The 14,575-nt window shown below is 69.0% G+C and carries 15 protein-coding genes; 3 read left to right on the top strand and 12 right to left on the bottom strand.

Annotation, left to right across the window (positions count from 1 at the left end; all coding sequences use genetic code 11):
• Positions 1–257: 257 nt before the first annotated feature.
• The 12 genes from M0L44_RS03815 to M0L44_RS03870 form a co-directional block, all read right to left on the bottom strand.
• Positions 258–821: a DUF2939 domain-containing protein gene (locus tag M0L44_RS03815; RefSeq protein ID WP_252768289.1), complete on the bottom strand. Its 564-nt coding sequence runs from the start codon at positions 819–821 to the stop codon at positions 258–260.
• A gap of 27 nt (positions 822–848) precedes the next feature.
• A complete protein-coding gene (locus M0L44_RS03820) occupies positions 849–1,358 on the bottom strand; it encodes a cupin domain-containing protein (RefSeq protein WP_252768290.1) in 510 nt (169 codons plus the stop codon).
• 8 nt (positions 1,359–1,366) lie between these two features.
• Positions 1,367–1,822 (bottom strand): TIGR02594 family protein, encoded by a 456-nt coding sequence (locus M0L44_RS03825; protein WP_252768291.1) that lies wholly within the window; start codon positions 1,820–1,822, stop codon positions 1,367–1,369.
• An 8-nt stretch (positions 1,823–1,830) separates the two neighbouring features.
• Entirely contained in the window at positions 1,831–2,310 is a 480-nt protein-coding gene (locus M0L44_RS03830; protein WP_252768292.1) for a hypothetical protein, read from the bottom strand.
• Between the two features lie 196 nt (positions 2,311–2,506).
• The gene (locus M0L44_RS03835; RefSeq protein ID WP_252768293.1) at positions 2,507–3,301 is read right to left on the bottom strand and encodes an alpha/beta fold hydrolase; all 795 of its coding nucleotides are present in this window, start codon (positions 3,299–3,301) and stop codon (positions 2,507–2,509) included.
• A gap of 208 nt (positions 3,302–3,509) precedes the next feature.
• Positions 3,510–3,815, bottom strand: coding sequence for a YciI family protein (locus M0L44_RS03840; protein WP_252768294.1), 306 nt, complete (start codon positions 3,813–3,815; stop codon positions 3,510–3,512).
• A 52-nt stretch (positions 3,816–3,867) separates the two neighbouring features.
• Positions 3,868–4,563: a CTP synthase C-terminal region-related (seleno)protein gene (locus tag M0L44_RS03845; protein ID WP_252768295.1), complete on the bottom strand. Its 696-nt coding sequence runs from the start codon at positions 4,561–4,563 to the stop codon at positions 3,868–3,870.
• Between the two features lie 57 nt (positions 4,564–4,620).
• Positions 4,621–5,163, bottom strand: coding sequence for an MOSC domain-containing protein (locus M0L44_RS03850; RefSeq protein WP_252768296.1), 543 nt, complete (start codon positions 5,161–5,163; stop codon positions 4,621–4,623).
• Positions 5,164–5,265: 102 nt separating this feature from the next.
• A complete protein-coding gene (locus M0L44_RS03855; protein WP_252768298.1) occupies positions 5,266–5,796 on the bottom strand; it encodes a hypothetical protein in 531 nt (176 codons plus the stop codon).
• 64 nt (positions 5,797–5,860) lie between these two features.
• Positions 5,861–7,588, bottom strand: coding sequence for an urease subunit alpha (ureC, locus tag M0L44_RS03860; protein ID WP_252768299.1), 1,728 nt, complete (start codon positions 7,586–7,588; stop codon positions 5,861–5,863).
• Position 7,589: 1 nt separating this feature from the next.
• Positions 7,590–7,895, bottom strand: coding sequence for an urease subunit beta (locus M0L44_RS03865; RefSeq protein ID WP_252768300.1), 306 nt, complete (start codon positions 7,893–7,895; stop codon positions 7,590–7,592).
• Between the two features lie 58 nt (positions 7,896–7,953).
• Positions 7,954–8,256: an urease subunit gamma gene (locus M0L44_RS03870; protein ID WP_022981667.1), complete on the bottom strand. Its 303-nt coding sequence runs from the start codon at positions 8,254–8,256 to the stop codon at positions 7,954–7,956.
• Positions 8,257–8,462: 206 nt separating this feature from the next.
• Between M0L44_RS03870 and M0L44_RS03875 the strand changes: the two genes are divergently transcribed.
• Genes M0L44_RS03875 through glgX form a run of 3 tightly spaced genes read left to right on the top strand, consistent with a single transcriptional unit; the run spans position 8,463 to position 14,564 of the window.
• Positions 8,463–10,157 carry an alpha-amylase family glycosyl hydrolase gene (locus M0L44_RS03875; RefSeq protein ID WP_252768301.1) on the top strand — a complete coding sequence of 565 codons (1,695 nt, stop codon included), beginning with the start codon at positions 8,463–8,465 and terminating at the stop codon, positions 10,155–10,157.
• Positions 10,158–10,173: 16 nt separating this feature from the next.
• Positions 10,174–12,414 carry a 1,4-alpha-glucan branching protein GlgB gene (gene glgB / locus M0L44_RS03880; RefSeq protein ID WP_252768302.1) on the top strand — a complete coding sequence of 747 codons (2,241 nt, stop codon included), beginning with the start codon at positions 10,174–10,176 and terminating at the stop codon, positions 12,412–12,414.
• A complete protein-coding gene (gene glgX / locus M0L44_RS03885; RefSeq protein WP_252768304.1) occupies positions 12,411–14,564 on the top strand; it encodes a glycogen debranching protein GlgX in 2,154 nt (717 codons plus the stop codon). Before glgB ends, glgX begins: the two co-directional genes overlap by 4 nt.
• Positions 14,565–14,575 lie beyond the last annotated feature (11 nt).

Below are 14,575 nucleotides of genomic sequence, written 5' to 3' on the forward strand. Positions count from 1 at the left end.
GGCCTTCGTCTCCCGTGGCCCGCCCAGCCACTGCTGCGTTCTGGGTCCCGGGCACAGCAACGTTGCATTCGGTGACGGCATCGTCTGAAGCCGCCGGTGCGATGGTGAAGCAATAGCCCTTGACCAGAACGGCTTGGGCTGGAGCCCGCTGTGGGACCGACAGCTCGGCCACGGGCTGGCGACGGCCGACCGGTCGGGGGTGGAAGAACATTCCGAACATGGGGTGACAGGGCCCTAGACGGGCCTTGGGTGAGTCTTCAGTGGGTTTGGGGGGCGGGCAACCGGATTTCGGTCAACTTCCAATCGGCGAAGCCGCTGCGCTCGAACACCAGGGCCAGTCGATCCTCGGGTGCGTCGGCCTGGCGGTGGCCATAGACCACCAGGGTGTTCAGGTTCACGCGTTCCGAGGTCCAGGTGACGGCGGGCTTCGTCGCGCTGCCTTCGTCCGGCTTGTCATGGCCCATCCGTGGCCGCAGCTCGGCCTCGGTCAGGGCTCGCATCACCATCTCGGGTTGCACCAGGGCGTCGATCAGCCGATCGCCCAGGGCGCTGCCCAGGGTGGTGCCCAGCGCCGCGCCCAACTGGCCCAGCGCATCCTGGCTGCCAGCATCACCGCCCAGTTCGTGCGCCAGCCGGGACGAAAACTGTCCCTTCAGGCTCTCGCGCAGGCGGGGATAGTCCACCTGGGCATTCAGGCGTTCGGCGTCACGGGCCTGGGCGGCGGCCTGCATGTGGCGCAGTGCGAGGTAGGGCGATGCGTACCAGTAGGTGCCCAGCAGGAGGGCCAGGAGGGCGGCGATGACAGGCAGAAGACGGCGCATCTGCCGATTCTGAGGCCAACCGTCCGCTCAGGGCGTCAACCCCCGCCGTGCGTCCGGCAGACCATCGTGCGGGCCCTGCTCGCGCGCCGGCACGTCGTGCCACCACAGCGCCGGGGGTAGATCCTGCCGGCGGGTGGGGTTGAGCGGGTAGAAGATCCGGTTGCTGGCGCGAGCCACGTCGCCACCCACCAGCAGCAGGGCCTCGCGGTCGCCGTTGTTGATGAAGCAGTGCGAGGTGCCCGTGCCCGCGGGGAAGGCGGCCAGTTCCCCCGCCTTCATCGGATGCAGGTGCCCGTCGATCCAGGCCTGCACCTCGCCCTCGATCACGTAGACGAACTCCTCCTCGTCCGACTCGGCGTGCGGCCAGGACGAGCGCGTGCCAGGGGGCAGGCGCTGCAGATTGATGCCGATGCGCTGCAAGCCGGCCGCAGCGCCCAGGCTGCGCGTCGGGCCCATGGCCTCTGTGCTCTGGGGGTAGACATGGGCGTCCTCGGGAAGGTCGTCGGCCGAGACGATGAAGGCAGGGCGGTCAGGCATGGGGTCTCTCAGACAGGTGCGTTGGGGGCTGGGTCAGGCAGCGGGTGCCCGTGTGGCCAACGGTAGGCCAGAACCGTGTTCAGCGGATAGCGGTGTTCCCTCACCGCACCCAGTTGGTTGCCGCCCAGCAGCACGACATCCTGTTCGTCGTGTCGCAGGTAGTAGCCCACGTGGCCCTTCCAGCTTTCGGGCGACTCGCGCCAGAGGACGACCACGCAGCCTGCCGCGGGACGCTCCAGGGCATGTCCCCAGTCCAGCCAGGAGCGGGCCAGGGCCGAGCCGGTGCCCGTCACGCCGCATTGGCCGAAGCACCAGTGGATGAAAGAAGAGCACCACGAGGCCTTGTCGTCATAACCGGCGATGTTGGTGCCAGCGTGATAGGCCGTGATGCGCGGGTTGCTGCTGCCGTGCGGGTGGGCCTGCACGCCCAGCTCGGACTGGGCCACGGCGAGCCAGGAGGGCATGGCGAGATTCATGGCGCTGTGCTGTGGGCCAGTGCATGGCCGCTGAACTCCGCCAGCCCCGTGACCTCGCGGCCCGCAAAGGCAGGCGCTGCGCAGTGACGTGCTTGCGAGGGATGATTGAACTCCATCTCGTAGATGGCGAAATCCAGGTGGGGGTGGACATACACATCCAGGGCGCCACCGGCCACCGTGTGCCGCTGCTTTCGCACCGTCTGGGCCGGCAACTGAGCCAACGCAGCGTGTTCAACCTCACTCAGGTACACGGACACGGTCGGCTGCCCCTGCTCCGCCTCGAAAGGGTACTTCTTGCCCAGCTTGAAGACGGGCGCAAGACCTTCCTCACGAACCACGCGCAGCCGCAAGTGGGTGCCATGGATGTACCGATCCTCCAGCCATCGGGTTCGATCCACCACGAGGTGTTGAACCAGATCCAGCGGCACCAGCCAGCGGCGTTCGAGTTCGAGGCGGGAGTACTTGGGTGGGCTCATGGCGGAGAGGGTCTCGGATTCGGCGATCTGGGTCAATCCGGCGAGACGCCGCGTATTGCGCCAGCGGCGAACTGGTGTCTGTACTTGACGAAGCCGCGCTTGGAATCACCCTGGAAGCCCAGGTGAGCAAAGACGCGATGTGCTTCGTGGCGGGTGCCACTGTCTCCTGATTCAAGCGTTCGGTCGACACAGGGGTTCAAGCGGCGTTGGCTGGCGGTCTCTGAACCGCTTCCTGTTCCGCCAGAAAGCTGTTGATGCGCGAAGCCAGGAAGACCGGCGTTTCCAGCATCGGGTAGTGACCTGCGTTGGTCACCTGTTCAAAGCGCACGTTGGGGTAACAGGTGCCAAAGCTGCCGCGCAGTGCGTCCTCACGGTACACCGGAATGTCGTGCTCGCCATGCAGCACCAGCATGGGCGTGGCCAGTCCTTGGGCTTCCTGCTGGAAATCGGTGCCGGTGAACATCTGCAGGTAGCCGATGCGGGCTTCGGCCGTGGAGCGCTGGCGCGACTTCTGCAGCTTGAAGGCCAGCCAGGGCAGGGTGTGGCGATGGCCGGTGCGTGCATCGATGGCTGCCAATGCGGCCTCGTCCTCGGTGGCCACGGCCAGCAGTTGCGTGCGGGTGGCGGGGTCGGCGGGGAAGCCGGACGCGAAGACGGGCGTGATTGCGATCAGGGATTGAACGCGGGTAGGCTCGAGACAGGCCAGGCGCTGGGCCACCAGGGCCGACATGGAATGCCCGATCACATGAAACCGCGGGGCCTGCCGCGTGTCGAGGAGGGCGAGGACATCCTGGCAGGCCTCATCGAGGGTGTGGCTGCCCGTCAGTCCGATGGACCGACCATAACCCCGCAGGTCCACAAAGCAGAAGCGGTGCGCTGCAGTGTCGAGGTAGGGCTGCAGGGCGTCGTAGTTTGAACAGTCGCCCAGCCATTCGTGCATGACCACGACCAGCGAAGGACCGGAACCGAGTAGGGTGTGACCGAGCAACATGGGGCGTGTGCGGTCAGGGGGTGGAAAGGGGCGTGGCGATTTTCAAGGCCGGACCATGGCCGGCGCATCGAAGACTCACCGCCGGCGGAAGTAGCGCTCGATGGACGCGATCGCATTCTTGCGTGCATCCTTGTTCAGCGCGAGGGTCATGAGGGGTCCCCGGGGCAGTTGGAAAGAAGTGTCGGGTCAGTCTGACGCGATTCAGCCCTCAGACAAGCGCTCGATGGTGTTCCAAAGCTTTGCTCCAGTGCAGCACCTTTACGCTCTGCCTCAGTCCGCAGGTGTAGAAGGGGTCGGAGACCAGAAGGTCCATCACCGCCTGTTTGGATGGCGCCTCCACCACCCACAAGCCGCCCTTGGGGACGTCGGAGGGTTCGTGACGCAGAGAGCCCGCCACCAGCACCTGCTCTTTGTGAGCATCCACCCAGTCGATGTGCGCCTGCAATTGCTCGGCACGCAGCGCGCCATGGCCGGGCTTGTCGGTGAAGAGAATGGCGAACAGCACAGGGCTCATCCTTGCAAAGGGTCACGCAGTGGCCGAGCCGGCGCAGGCCTGATGGAAGGGGTCACGCAGTGGCCGAGCCGGCGCAGGCCTGAAGGAAGGCCTTCACCAGCGGCGGCACCTGACCGGCAAGCGCGGCACGCTCGGGCTGGAACAAGGTGGCCACGAAGAAGGGATGTCCTTCCAGCTCGATGGCACGCACCTCGCCTGCGGCGTCACGGGCGGTGGCGCGCAAGGGGCCTGCCACCAGTTGCGCCTGGAACGCGGGATGGATGCCGAAGCGGCAGCGATAGCCCTCCGTGGCGCTGAGCTGGGCGTAGGCTGTGGCGATGCGACTTCCCGGTGCGAGTTGAACCTGATCGGACACCTCGACCAAGGCGCAGGCCAGCGGTGCGATCACCCAGCGCGCGGATTCCGGTGCGGTTTCACCGTGGTCGGCATCGGCCCACCCGAGGACGTTGCGGGCATATTCGACCACCGCATGCTGAAAGCCGCCGCAGGTCCCCAAGAAGGGTGTGCCGTTTTCGCGGGCGTGGCGGATGCCCCGTAGGGCGCCCTCCATGTGTTGATAGGGACTGCCGGGCACACACCACAGGCCATCGAAAGCGGTCACACGGCTGGTCGAGGTGAGCTCTGTGGTGGGGATCCACGCGAAGTCCACGGCTTGGTTGTTTGCCTGCGCGGCAAGTTGCAGGGCCATGGGGATGGCCCGGTGGGCGAGCACCGCGTCGTCGCGGTCACCAATCAGGCCGATGTTCAAAATGGGTGGCATGGTGGTCGGTGGACTTTGGGGAGTGGGCACACAGCGCATCCAGTGTCAGACGGGTTGCAGCGGCCGGTGCATCGCAGGGGCGTCGATGAGGGTGATTGGATCGCCAGGCTGCACCCGCCCGGAGGCCTTTACGATCCCCATGATCCCGGCTTTGCGGACCAACGCGCCCTCGGCGGTGCGGTCCAGCACCGCGGCCAACAGCCCCGGCAGGAAGGCCTCGATCTGCGCGCAGGGGTTGCGCAACCCCGTGACCTGGACCACCGCCAGCGCGCCGATGCGCAGCAACGTGCCTTCCGACAGCGCCAGCACGCCCAATCCGGCCGTGGTGATGTTTTCACCCATCTGACCTGGCCGGACCGGAAGGCCCTGGGCGGCGACCTCCTCGAACAGCTCCTGGTGCATCAGGTGCACCTGACGCAGGTTGGGCTGGGTCGGGTCCTTGGCCACGCGGGAGCGGTGCTGGACCGTCACACCCGCGTGGGTGTCGTCTAGAACCCCCTGGCCGGCCACGAGGTCGATGAAGGGGTGTGACGTCTTGGAAAAGCCGTGGAGGGGGTTGCGGTGGACGGCGATGACCTGAGCGTGCATGGTTGCAATGTACCGGCTCCGCTCTCTTCGTCGCTGGCGAACTGCGGGTGGCGCGAGAAGCCCATGGCCCCGCTTGGACACCTTGGATGCCAGTCGGACCGCTCAGCGGGTCTGCGAACTCGCGGGGCTTGACAGCTGAGCAGAGGCTTGCGCATCCCAATCAGCCCAGCTGACATCCCGTCCCGGCCAAACGGGTCTGAGAACAGGAAACGACGCAAGAACCCAGGCTCTGCAGGATGCAAGAACAGATGCCTCACTGGACACAAGGTCGTTTGTCACCCACAGAAAGCAAACTTCCTTGTAGCGTTGCCGCCGATGGTCGACTTCGAGTCGACTCTTGAACGGCTTGATGTACAGACAGCCGGCATATGCGCTGTCGCGCCAGATGGAATAGGCGAAGGATTTGTTGGCCTGCGATTCAGCGAGGTGACGCCGAATGTCAGAAAGGTTGTCTTCGAAGCTCAGATTCGCTGGCGGCCATTCGTTGGTCGGCCCGAAGACGCCCCGAATGCGGGGGGCGGACTGCAGGACCGCGCGATGGTCCGCGTCAGCATCCTCCGGACCGAGCAGGCGGAACTCGAGCCCCTCGAAAGAGGCTGACGATGGCGCGGAAAACGAAGCGGGAAACAGCATGGGAAACCTTGGCGCCTGATCGGCCCCAAAGGCGCAATGTTGGACCCGCTCTGCAGCGGGTCCCTCAGAACAGGAAATACCGCTGCGCCATGGGCAGCACCGTGGCCGGCTCGCAGGTCAGCAGCTGACCATCGGCGCGCACGGCGTAGGTCTGGGCGTCGATCTCCATCACCGGGGCGTAGTGGTTGTGCACCATGCCGGCTTTGTTGATGCTGCGGCAGCCCTTCACTGCGGCCAGGTGCTTGTGCAGGCCGTAGCCCTCGGCCGCGCCGTTCTTCAGTGCCGCCTGGCTGACGAAGGTGAGCGAGCCGCGCGAGAGGGCGCCGCCGAAGGCGCCGAACTGCGGGCGGTAGTGCACAGGCTGCGGTGTGGGGATGCTGGCGTTGGGGTCGCCCATGGCGGCCATGGCGATGAAGCCGCCCTTGAGCACCAGGCTGGGCTTGACGCCGAAGAAGGCCGGCTTCCAGAACACCAGGTCGGCCCACTTGCCCACTTCCACACTGCCCACCTCGTGGCCGATGCCGTGCGCCAGCGCGGGGTTGATGGTCAGCTTGGCGATGTAGCGCTTGAGGCGGGCGTTGTCGCTGCGGGCGGAATCGTCCGGCAGCTTGCCGCGCTGGGCCTTCATCTTGTGGGCCGTCTGCCAGCAGCGGATGATCACCTCGCCGACCCGGCCCATGGCCTGGCTGTCGGAGCTGAACATGCTGATCGCGCCCAGGTCATGCAGGATGTCCTCGGCGGCGATGGTCTCGCGGCGGATGCGGCTTTCGGCGAAGGCCAGGTCCTCGGCGATGCTGGCGTCCAGGTGGTGGCACACCATCAGCATGTCCAGGTGCTCGTCCAGCGTGTTGACGGTGAACGGGCGCGTGGGGTTGGTGGAGCTGGGCAGCACATTGGCCTCGCCCACCACCTTCATGATGTCCGGCGCATGGCCGCCGCCCGCGCCTTCGGTGTGGAAGCTGTGGATGGTGCGGCCCTTGAAGGCGGCGATGGTGTCCTCCACGAAGCCGCTCTCGTTGAGCGTGTCGGTGTGGATGGCCACCTGCACGTCGGTCTCTTCCGCCACGCTCAGGCAGCAGTCGATGGCCGCCGGGGTGGTGCCCCAGTCCTCGTGCAGCTTCAGGCCGATGGCGCCAGCCTCAACCTGCTGGCGCAGGGCCTCGGGCCGGCTGGCGTTGCCCTTGCCCAGGAAGCCCAGGTTCATCGGGAAGGCGTCGGCCGCCTCCAGCATGCGGCGCAGGTTCTCCGGCCCCGGGGTGCAGGTGGTGGCGAAGGTGCCGGTGGCCGGGCCGGTGCCGCCGCCGATCATGGTGGTCACGCCGCTGGCCAGGGCCTCCTCGATCTGCTGCGGGCAGATGAAGTGGATGTGGGTGTCGATGGCGCCGGCGGTGACGATCATGCCTTCGCCGGCGATGATCTCGGTGCCTGGGCCGATGACGATGTCCACGCCCGGCTGCACGTCGGGGTTGCCCGCCTTGCCGATGGCGACGATGCGCTGGCCCTTGATGCCGATGTCGGCCTTGACGATGCCCCAGTGGTCCAGGATGACGGCGTTGGTGACCACGCAGTCGCAGGCCTCGTGCGGGCCGGGGCCGTTGACGACCTGGCTCTGGCCCATGCCATCACGGATGGTCTTGCCGCCACCGAACTTCACTTCCTCGCCGTAGCCGCCGGCCTTCAGGGTGTAGTCCTGCTCGACTTCGAGGATCAGGTCGGTGTCGGCCAGGCGCAGGCGGTCGCCCACGGTGGGGCCGAACATCTCGGCATAGGCGCGTTTGCCCAGGGTGCTCATGTCAGAGGGCTCCTTGCACGAGGCCGCGGAAGCCGTAGACGGTGCGGCTGCCGGCGTAGTCCACCAGTTCCACGGTGCGCTGCTGGCCGGGCTCGAAGCGCACGGCCGTGCCGCTGGCGATGTTCAGTCGCATGCCGCGGGCGGCCTCGCGGTCGAAGCGCAGGCCGGCATTGGTTTCGGCGAAGTGGTAGTGCGAGCCGACCTGGACGGGCCGGTCGCTGGCGTTTTCCACCACCAGGGTGAGGGTGCGGCGGCCGGGGTTGACCTCCAGCTCGCCGTCGTCGGTGATGAGTTCTCCAGGGATCATGGTGTGGGGCGAAGAAGTGGGGGGAGGGCGCGCACCGCCAGGGTGCACGGGCCGTCGGTCAGGCGATGGGCTGGTGCACGGTGACCAGCTTGGTGCCATCGGGGAAGGTGGCCTCCACCTGGATCTCGGGGATCATCTCGGCCACGCCGTCCATCACCTGGCTGCGCTGCAGCACGGTCTTGCCTTCGCTCATCAGCGCGGCCACGGTCTTGCCATCGCGGGCGCCTTCCATGATGGCGGCGGTGATCAGGGCCACGGCCTCGGGGTAGTTGAGCTTCAGGCCCCGGGCCAGCCGGCGTTCGGCCAGCAGGGCGGCGGTGAAGATCAGCAGCTTGTCTTTCTCGCGGGGGGTCAGTTCCATCCGGTTCTCCAGCGGCCGGGCGCGGCGCGCGCGCAGCCATCGGGCCAGTATCCAGCAAGCGGGGTGCCATGGGGAACCCGGCCCCCGTCCCGATCACCAGTGCGGTGCATCTCTGCCACGTCAGGGCTTGGTGCTGTCACCAGCCTGAGGCAAGATGGGTCTGTCCGGGCCATCCGGATGTTCCCTGAGCCCGGAAAGGACCGCGCATGCCAGCCCCCACCGCCGTCGCCCCCACCGTCCCCACGGCCGGGCGGGCGGCGCGCGACGACTGGTGGCGTGGCGCGGTCATTTACCAGATCTACCCCCGCAGCTTTGCCGACAGCAACAACGACGGCGTGGGCGACCTGCGCGGCATCACCGAGCACTTGGCCTATGTGGCTCACCTGGGGGTCGATGCGGTCTGGGTGTCTCCCTTCTTCAAGTCGCCGATGGCCGATTTCGGCTACGACGTGGCCGACTACCGCCAGGTGGACCCGCTGTTCGGCACGCTGGCCGACTTTGATGCGCTGATCGCCCAGGCCCACGCGTTGGGGCTGAAGGTGATGATCGACCAGGTGCTCAACCACACCTCCACCGAGCACGCCTGGTTCCAGGACAGCCGGGCCAGCCGAGACAACCTCCGCGCCGACTGGTACGTCTGGGCCGACCCCCAGCCCGACGGCACGCCGCCCAACAACTGGCTGAGCGTCTTCGGCGGCCCGGCCTGGCAGTGGGACAGCCAGCGCCGGCAGTACTACCTGCACAGCTTCCTGGCCAGTCAGGCCGACCTGAACTTCCACCACCCCGCCGTGCAGGAAGCCTTGCTCGGCGAGGTGCGCTTCTGGTGCGAGCGCGGGGTGGACGGCTTCCGCTTCGACGCCTGCAACCACCAGTTCCACGACCGGGCGCTGCGCAGCAACCCGCCGGCCACCGCCGACGAGCAGGCCGGCGTCAGCACCGTGCGGCCGGACAACCCCTACGCCATGCAGCGCCACCTGCACGACAAGACCCAGCCGGAAAACCTGGCCTTCCTGGAACGGCTGCGGGCGCTGCTGGACGAATTCGGCGCCGCCAGCATCGGCGAGGTGGGGGACGAGCACCCGCTGCCGGTGATGGCCGACTACACCGAGGCCGGCAAGCGCTTGCACATGGCCTACAGCTTCGCGCTGCTGACGCCCGAGGCCTCGGGCGTCCACATCCGTGAGCAGGTGCAGGGGCTGGAGGCCGAGCTGGCCCGCACCGGCGGCTGGGGCTGCTGGGCCCTGTCCAACCACGACGTGCCCCGGGTGGCCACCCGCTGGGGCCCGCACGGCCAAGCCGACGATGCGCTCTCGGTCACCCTGCTGGCGCTGCTGCTCACGCTCAAGGGCAGCGTCTGCCTGTACCAGGGGGAGGAACTGGGCCTGCCCGAGGCCGACATCCCCTTCGAGCGCCTGCAGGACCCGTATGGCAAGGCCTTCTGGCCGCGCTTCAAGGGCCGGGATGGCTGCCGCACCCCCATGCCCTGGTGGCGTGACGCGGCGAATGCCGGCTTCAACACCGGGACCGAGCCCTGGCTGCCTCTGGGCCAGGGCCATGCGCTGCGGGCGGTGGACGTGCAGGAGGCCGATCCGGCCAGCGTGCTGGCCCAGGCGCGGGCCCTGCTGGCCTGGCGCCGCCGCGACGCGGTGTTGCGCCAGGGCGAGATCCGCTTTCACCATGCCCCCGGCCGGCATGCCCTGCTGTTCGAGCGCGTGCTGCCCGGCCAGGCGCCCATCGTGCTGGCCTTCAACCTGGGTGGGCGGGCCCTGAACCTGACGCTGCCAGACACGCTGGGCGGGTTGGCCTTTCTGCCCGCCGCCCCCTTGCCTGCCGCCCAGTTCAGCCCCGACGGGCGCACCTGGCACCTGCCGCCGCACAGCGCTGCTGCGGCCACCCGCTGAACCACCGAGAGCCCGCATGCCGCCTGTCGCCCGAGGAACTCCGCACGGTGCCCCCGACCCGGCCACCGTCCAAGCCTTGCAGAACGCCGAGCACGGGGATCCCTTCTCGGTGCTGGGCCCGCACACCGACCGCGAAGGAACGGCGTTGCGGGTGCTCTTGCCCGGCGCCCGCCAGGTGGCCGTCACCGATGCCGAAGACCGCTGGCTGGCCGACCTGGCCCAGGTGCCCGGCTCGGACCTGTGGTGCGTCAAGCTGCCGCGGCTGCCGGGCACCTACCGCCTGCGGGTGGACTGGGGGCAGGGGCCGGTCACGATGGAGGATGCCTACCGCTTCGACAGCCAGCTGCGCGGTGCCGAGTTGTGGTGGCTGGCCGAAGGCACCCACCTGCGCCCCTACGAGGCCCTGGGCGCCCACCCACTGGTGGTGGAGGGCGTGGCCGGCGTGCGTTTTGCCGTCTGGGCACCGTCGGCCATGCGGGTGTCGGTGGTGGGCAGCTTCAACCAGTGGGACGGCCGCCGCCACCCCATGCGCCTGCACCCGGGCGCGGGCATCTGGGACCTCTTCGTGCCCCATGCGGCCGAGGGCGACTACTACCGCTTCGAGGTGCTGGGCCGCGACGGCGTGATGCGCCAGAAGGCCGACCCCTATGCCAACCGGGCCGAACTGCGCCCGGGCACCGCCTGCATCGTGCAGCGCCTGCCCGCGGGCGTGCCGCACGACGCCGCACGGGCGCAGGCCAACGCGCTGGACGCCCCCATCAGCATCTACGAGGTGCACCTGGGCTCCTGGCGGCGCGGGCCGGACGGCCGCTGGCTGAGCTACACCGAGCTGGCCGAGCAGCTCATTCCCTACGCGGTGGAGATGGGCTTCACCCACCTCGAACTATTGCCGGTTCAGGAACACCCCTTCGATGCGTCCTGGGGCTACCAGCCGGTGGGCCTGTTCGCGCCCACCGCGCGCTTCGGCCGGCCCGAGGAATTCAAGGCCTTTGTCGATGCGGCCCATGCGGCGGGTCTGGGCGTCATCCTGGACTGGGTGCCCGCCCACTTCCCCACCGACGAGCATGGGCTGGCCTGGTTCGACGGCACCTGCCTGTACGAACACCAGGACAAACGCGAGGGCTACCACCCCGACTGGAACACCCTGATCTACAACTACGGCCGGGTGGAGGTGCGCAACTTCCTGATCGGCAATGCGCTGTACTGGATCGAGCGCTTCGGCATCGACGGCCTGCGGGTGGACGCCGTGGCGTCCATGCTCTACCGCGACTACAGCCGCCGCGAGGGCGAATGGATCCCCAACCGCTGGGGCGGGCGCGAGAACCTGGAGGCCATCGAGTTCCTGCGTCGGCTCAACCGCACCATCGGCATCGAACGCCCCGGCGCGATGATGATTGCCGAGGAATCCACCGCCTTCCCCGGGGTGACCAAGCCGCCCTCGGACGATGCCCAGTCCGGCGGCCTGGGCTTCCACTTCAAGTGGAACATGGGCTGGATGAACGACACGCTGCGCTACCTGGCGCGCGAGCCCATCCACCGCCGCTGGCACCAGGACGAGCTGCGCTTCTCGCTGATGTACGCCTTCAGCGAGAACTTCATGCTGCCGCTCTCTCACGACGAGGTGGTGCATGGCAAGGGCTCGCTGGTGGCCAAGATGCCGGGCGACACCTGGCAGCGCTTTGCCACGCTGCGCGCCGCCTACGGCTGGATGTGGGGCCACCCGGGCAAGAAGCTGCTGTTCATGGGCAATGAGTTCGGGCCCTGGGAAGAGTGGAATGCCGAGACCGGCCTGCCCTGGCAGTTGCTGGCGCACGCGCCGCATGCGGGCTTGCAGCGCCTGGTGCGCGATCTGAACCTGGTGCTGCGCCACCACCCGGCGCTGCACCGGCTGGACCATGACTCGGCCGGCTTCCAGTGGCTGCGCCATGACGATGCCGCCCACTCGGTGCTGGCCTGCGAGCGGCGTGCCGCGCCGGGCGCGTCCGATGGGCAACGGGTGGTTGTCATCGCCCACTTCACACCCGATGTCGCCCATGGCTACCGCCTGGGCCTGCCACCGCTGCCGGCCGGCCAGCGCTGGACGCTGTTGATCAACACCGACGACGTGGTCTACGGTGGCAGCGGCGTCTCGCCCGGGCCGCTGGTGGTGGAGGACGTACCCAGTGACGGCTGGCCGACCTCGGTGCGGCTGACGCTGCCGCCACTGGCCACGGTGATGCTGGTGCCCGGCGACGTGGCGCAAGGGGGGGCGGGGTGAACCCACGCCACGCCGAGTCACAGCAGGCCTTGCCGCCGGGCGACCCCCATCACCTGGGCGCCCACCCGGTGGCCGGTGGTGTGCAGTTCGCCGTCTGGGCACCGGAGGCCGAGGCCGTCTGGCTGTGCCTGTTCGACGACAGTGGCCACCATGAACTGCAGCGCCTGCCCGTGCCCCATGTTCACCTGGGCATCTGGCATGCCACCGTGCCCGGCGTGGGGGCGGGCCAGGTCTATGGCTGGCGCGTGGCCGGGCCTTGGGCGCCGGCGCAAGGCCTGCGCTTCAACCCCCAGCGCCTGCTGCTGGACCCCTACGCCCACGCCGTGGTGGGCCGCTATGCCGGCGCGCTGGACCGCTACCTGGACTTCGACCCGGCCGACCCGCGCCGGCCCCATCCGCAGGACAACGGCGACATCGCCCTCAAGGCCCGCGTGCAGGCGCCGGCCCGCGCGCCGGTGGTGGACGTGCCGCCGGTGCCGCTGGGCCACCGGGTGGTGGCCGAGGTGCATGTGCGCAGCGCCACCGCCCTGCACCCCGAGGTGCCCGAGGCCCTGCGCGGCACCTACGCCGGCCTGGCCCATCCGGCCCTGATCGCCCACTGGCGGCAGCTGGGCGTGACCACGCTGGAGCTGATGCCGGTGCAGGCCCGGGCCGACGAGGCCCGGCTGCAGCACCAGGGCCTGTCCAACCACTGGGGCTACACGCCCATTGGCTTCATGGCGCCGGAGCCGCGCTATGCCAGTGGGCAGGGCGGGCTGAGCGCGGCCGAGGAGCTGCGCCAGACCATTGCCACGCTGCGCCGCGCCGGCTTCGAGGTGGTGCTGGACATGGTGTTCAACCACAGCGCCGAAACCGACCTGCGGGGGCCCTGCCTGAGCCTCAAGGGCCTGGCCAACCGCCACTGGTACCGCCACGATCCGAAGCGGCCCGGCGCCTACCTGGACTGGAGCGGCTGTGGCAACACCCTGAACCTGGCCGAGCCCATGGTGCTGCGCATGGTCATCGACGCGCTGCGGCACTGGGTGCAGAGTTACGGGGTGGATGGCTTCCGCTTCGACTTGGCCTCGTCGCTGGGCCGGGATGACCTGGGCCGCTACAGCGCTGGCGCGGCCTTCTTCGCGGCTTGGCAGACCGACCCGGTGCTGCGGCGCTGCCTGATGATCGCCGAGCCCTGGGACCTGGGACCCGAGGGCTACCAGCTGGGCCACTTCCCGGTCGGCTGGTTCGAATGGAACGACCAGGCCCGCGACGGTTGGCGCGCCTACTGGCTGCACCCCGAGGACCGGCGGGCCGACCGGGCCGAGCTGGCCAACCGCGTGGCCGGCTCCAGCGACCGCTTCCGTCACGACCCCAAGCGCCCGCGTCGCCCGGCGGCCAGCCTGAACTTCGTCACCGCGCACGACGGCTTCACCCTGCGCGACCTGCTGAGCTACAGCCAGCGCCACAACCTGGCCAATGGCGAGGGCAACCGCGACGGCCACCGCGAGAACCTGAGCTGCAACTGCGGCGCCGAGGGCCCCAGCCACGACCCGGCCGTGCTGGCGCTGCGCGGGCGGCTGCAGCGGGCGCTGCTGGCCACGCTGCTGCTCTCGCGCGGCACGCCCATGCTGTTGATGGGTGACGAGCTGGGCCACAGCCAGCAGGGCAACAACAACGCCTACTGCCAGGACAGCGCGCTGACCTGGCTGGACTGGACCGCGCCCGACAGCCGCAGCCTGGTCGCCTTCATCGCCCGGCTGACGCAGCTGCGCCGCTGCGACACCGCGCTGCGTGGCGACCTGTGGCTGCACGGCCGGCCTGGTCCCGACGGCCTGCCCGACGTGCGCTGGCTGCGCCCGGATGGCGCCCCGCTGGCCGCGGCCGATTGGCACGACCGGCAGGACCGGGCCTTGATGGTGCGGCTGGCCCCGCCGGGGGCGGGCCACGAGACCCTGCTGCTGTTCAACCCGGCCGCCGAGGACCGGGTGTTCACCCTGCCACCGCTGGAGCGCGGGCCGGCCTGGATCGGCCGCCTGGACAGCCACCATGCCCTGGGCCTGCCGCCCAGCGGCGCCCAGGCGCCCGGACCTTTCACGGTGCCCGCCCACAGCGTGCAGCTGCTGTGCAGCCACGAACTGACCGAGACCACCGCGCACGGTGGCCCTGCCTGAACTTCTGGAGA

The sequence above is a fragment of the Ideonella oryzae genome (assembly GCF_024055665.1).
In the GTDB taxonomy this organism is placed as follows: domain Bacteria; phylum Pseudomonadota; class Gammaproteobacteria; order Burkholderiales; family Burkholderiaceae_C; genus Ideonella; species Ideonella oryzae.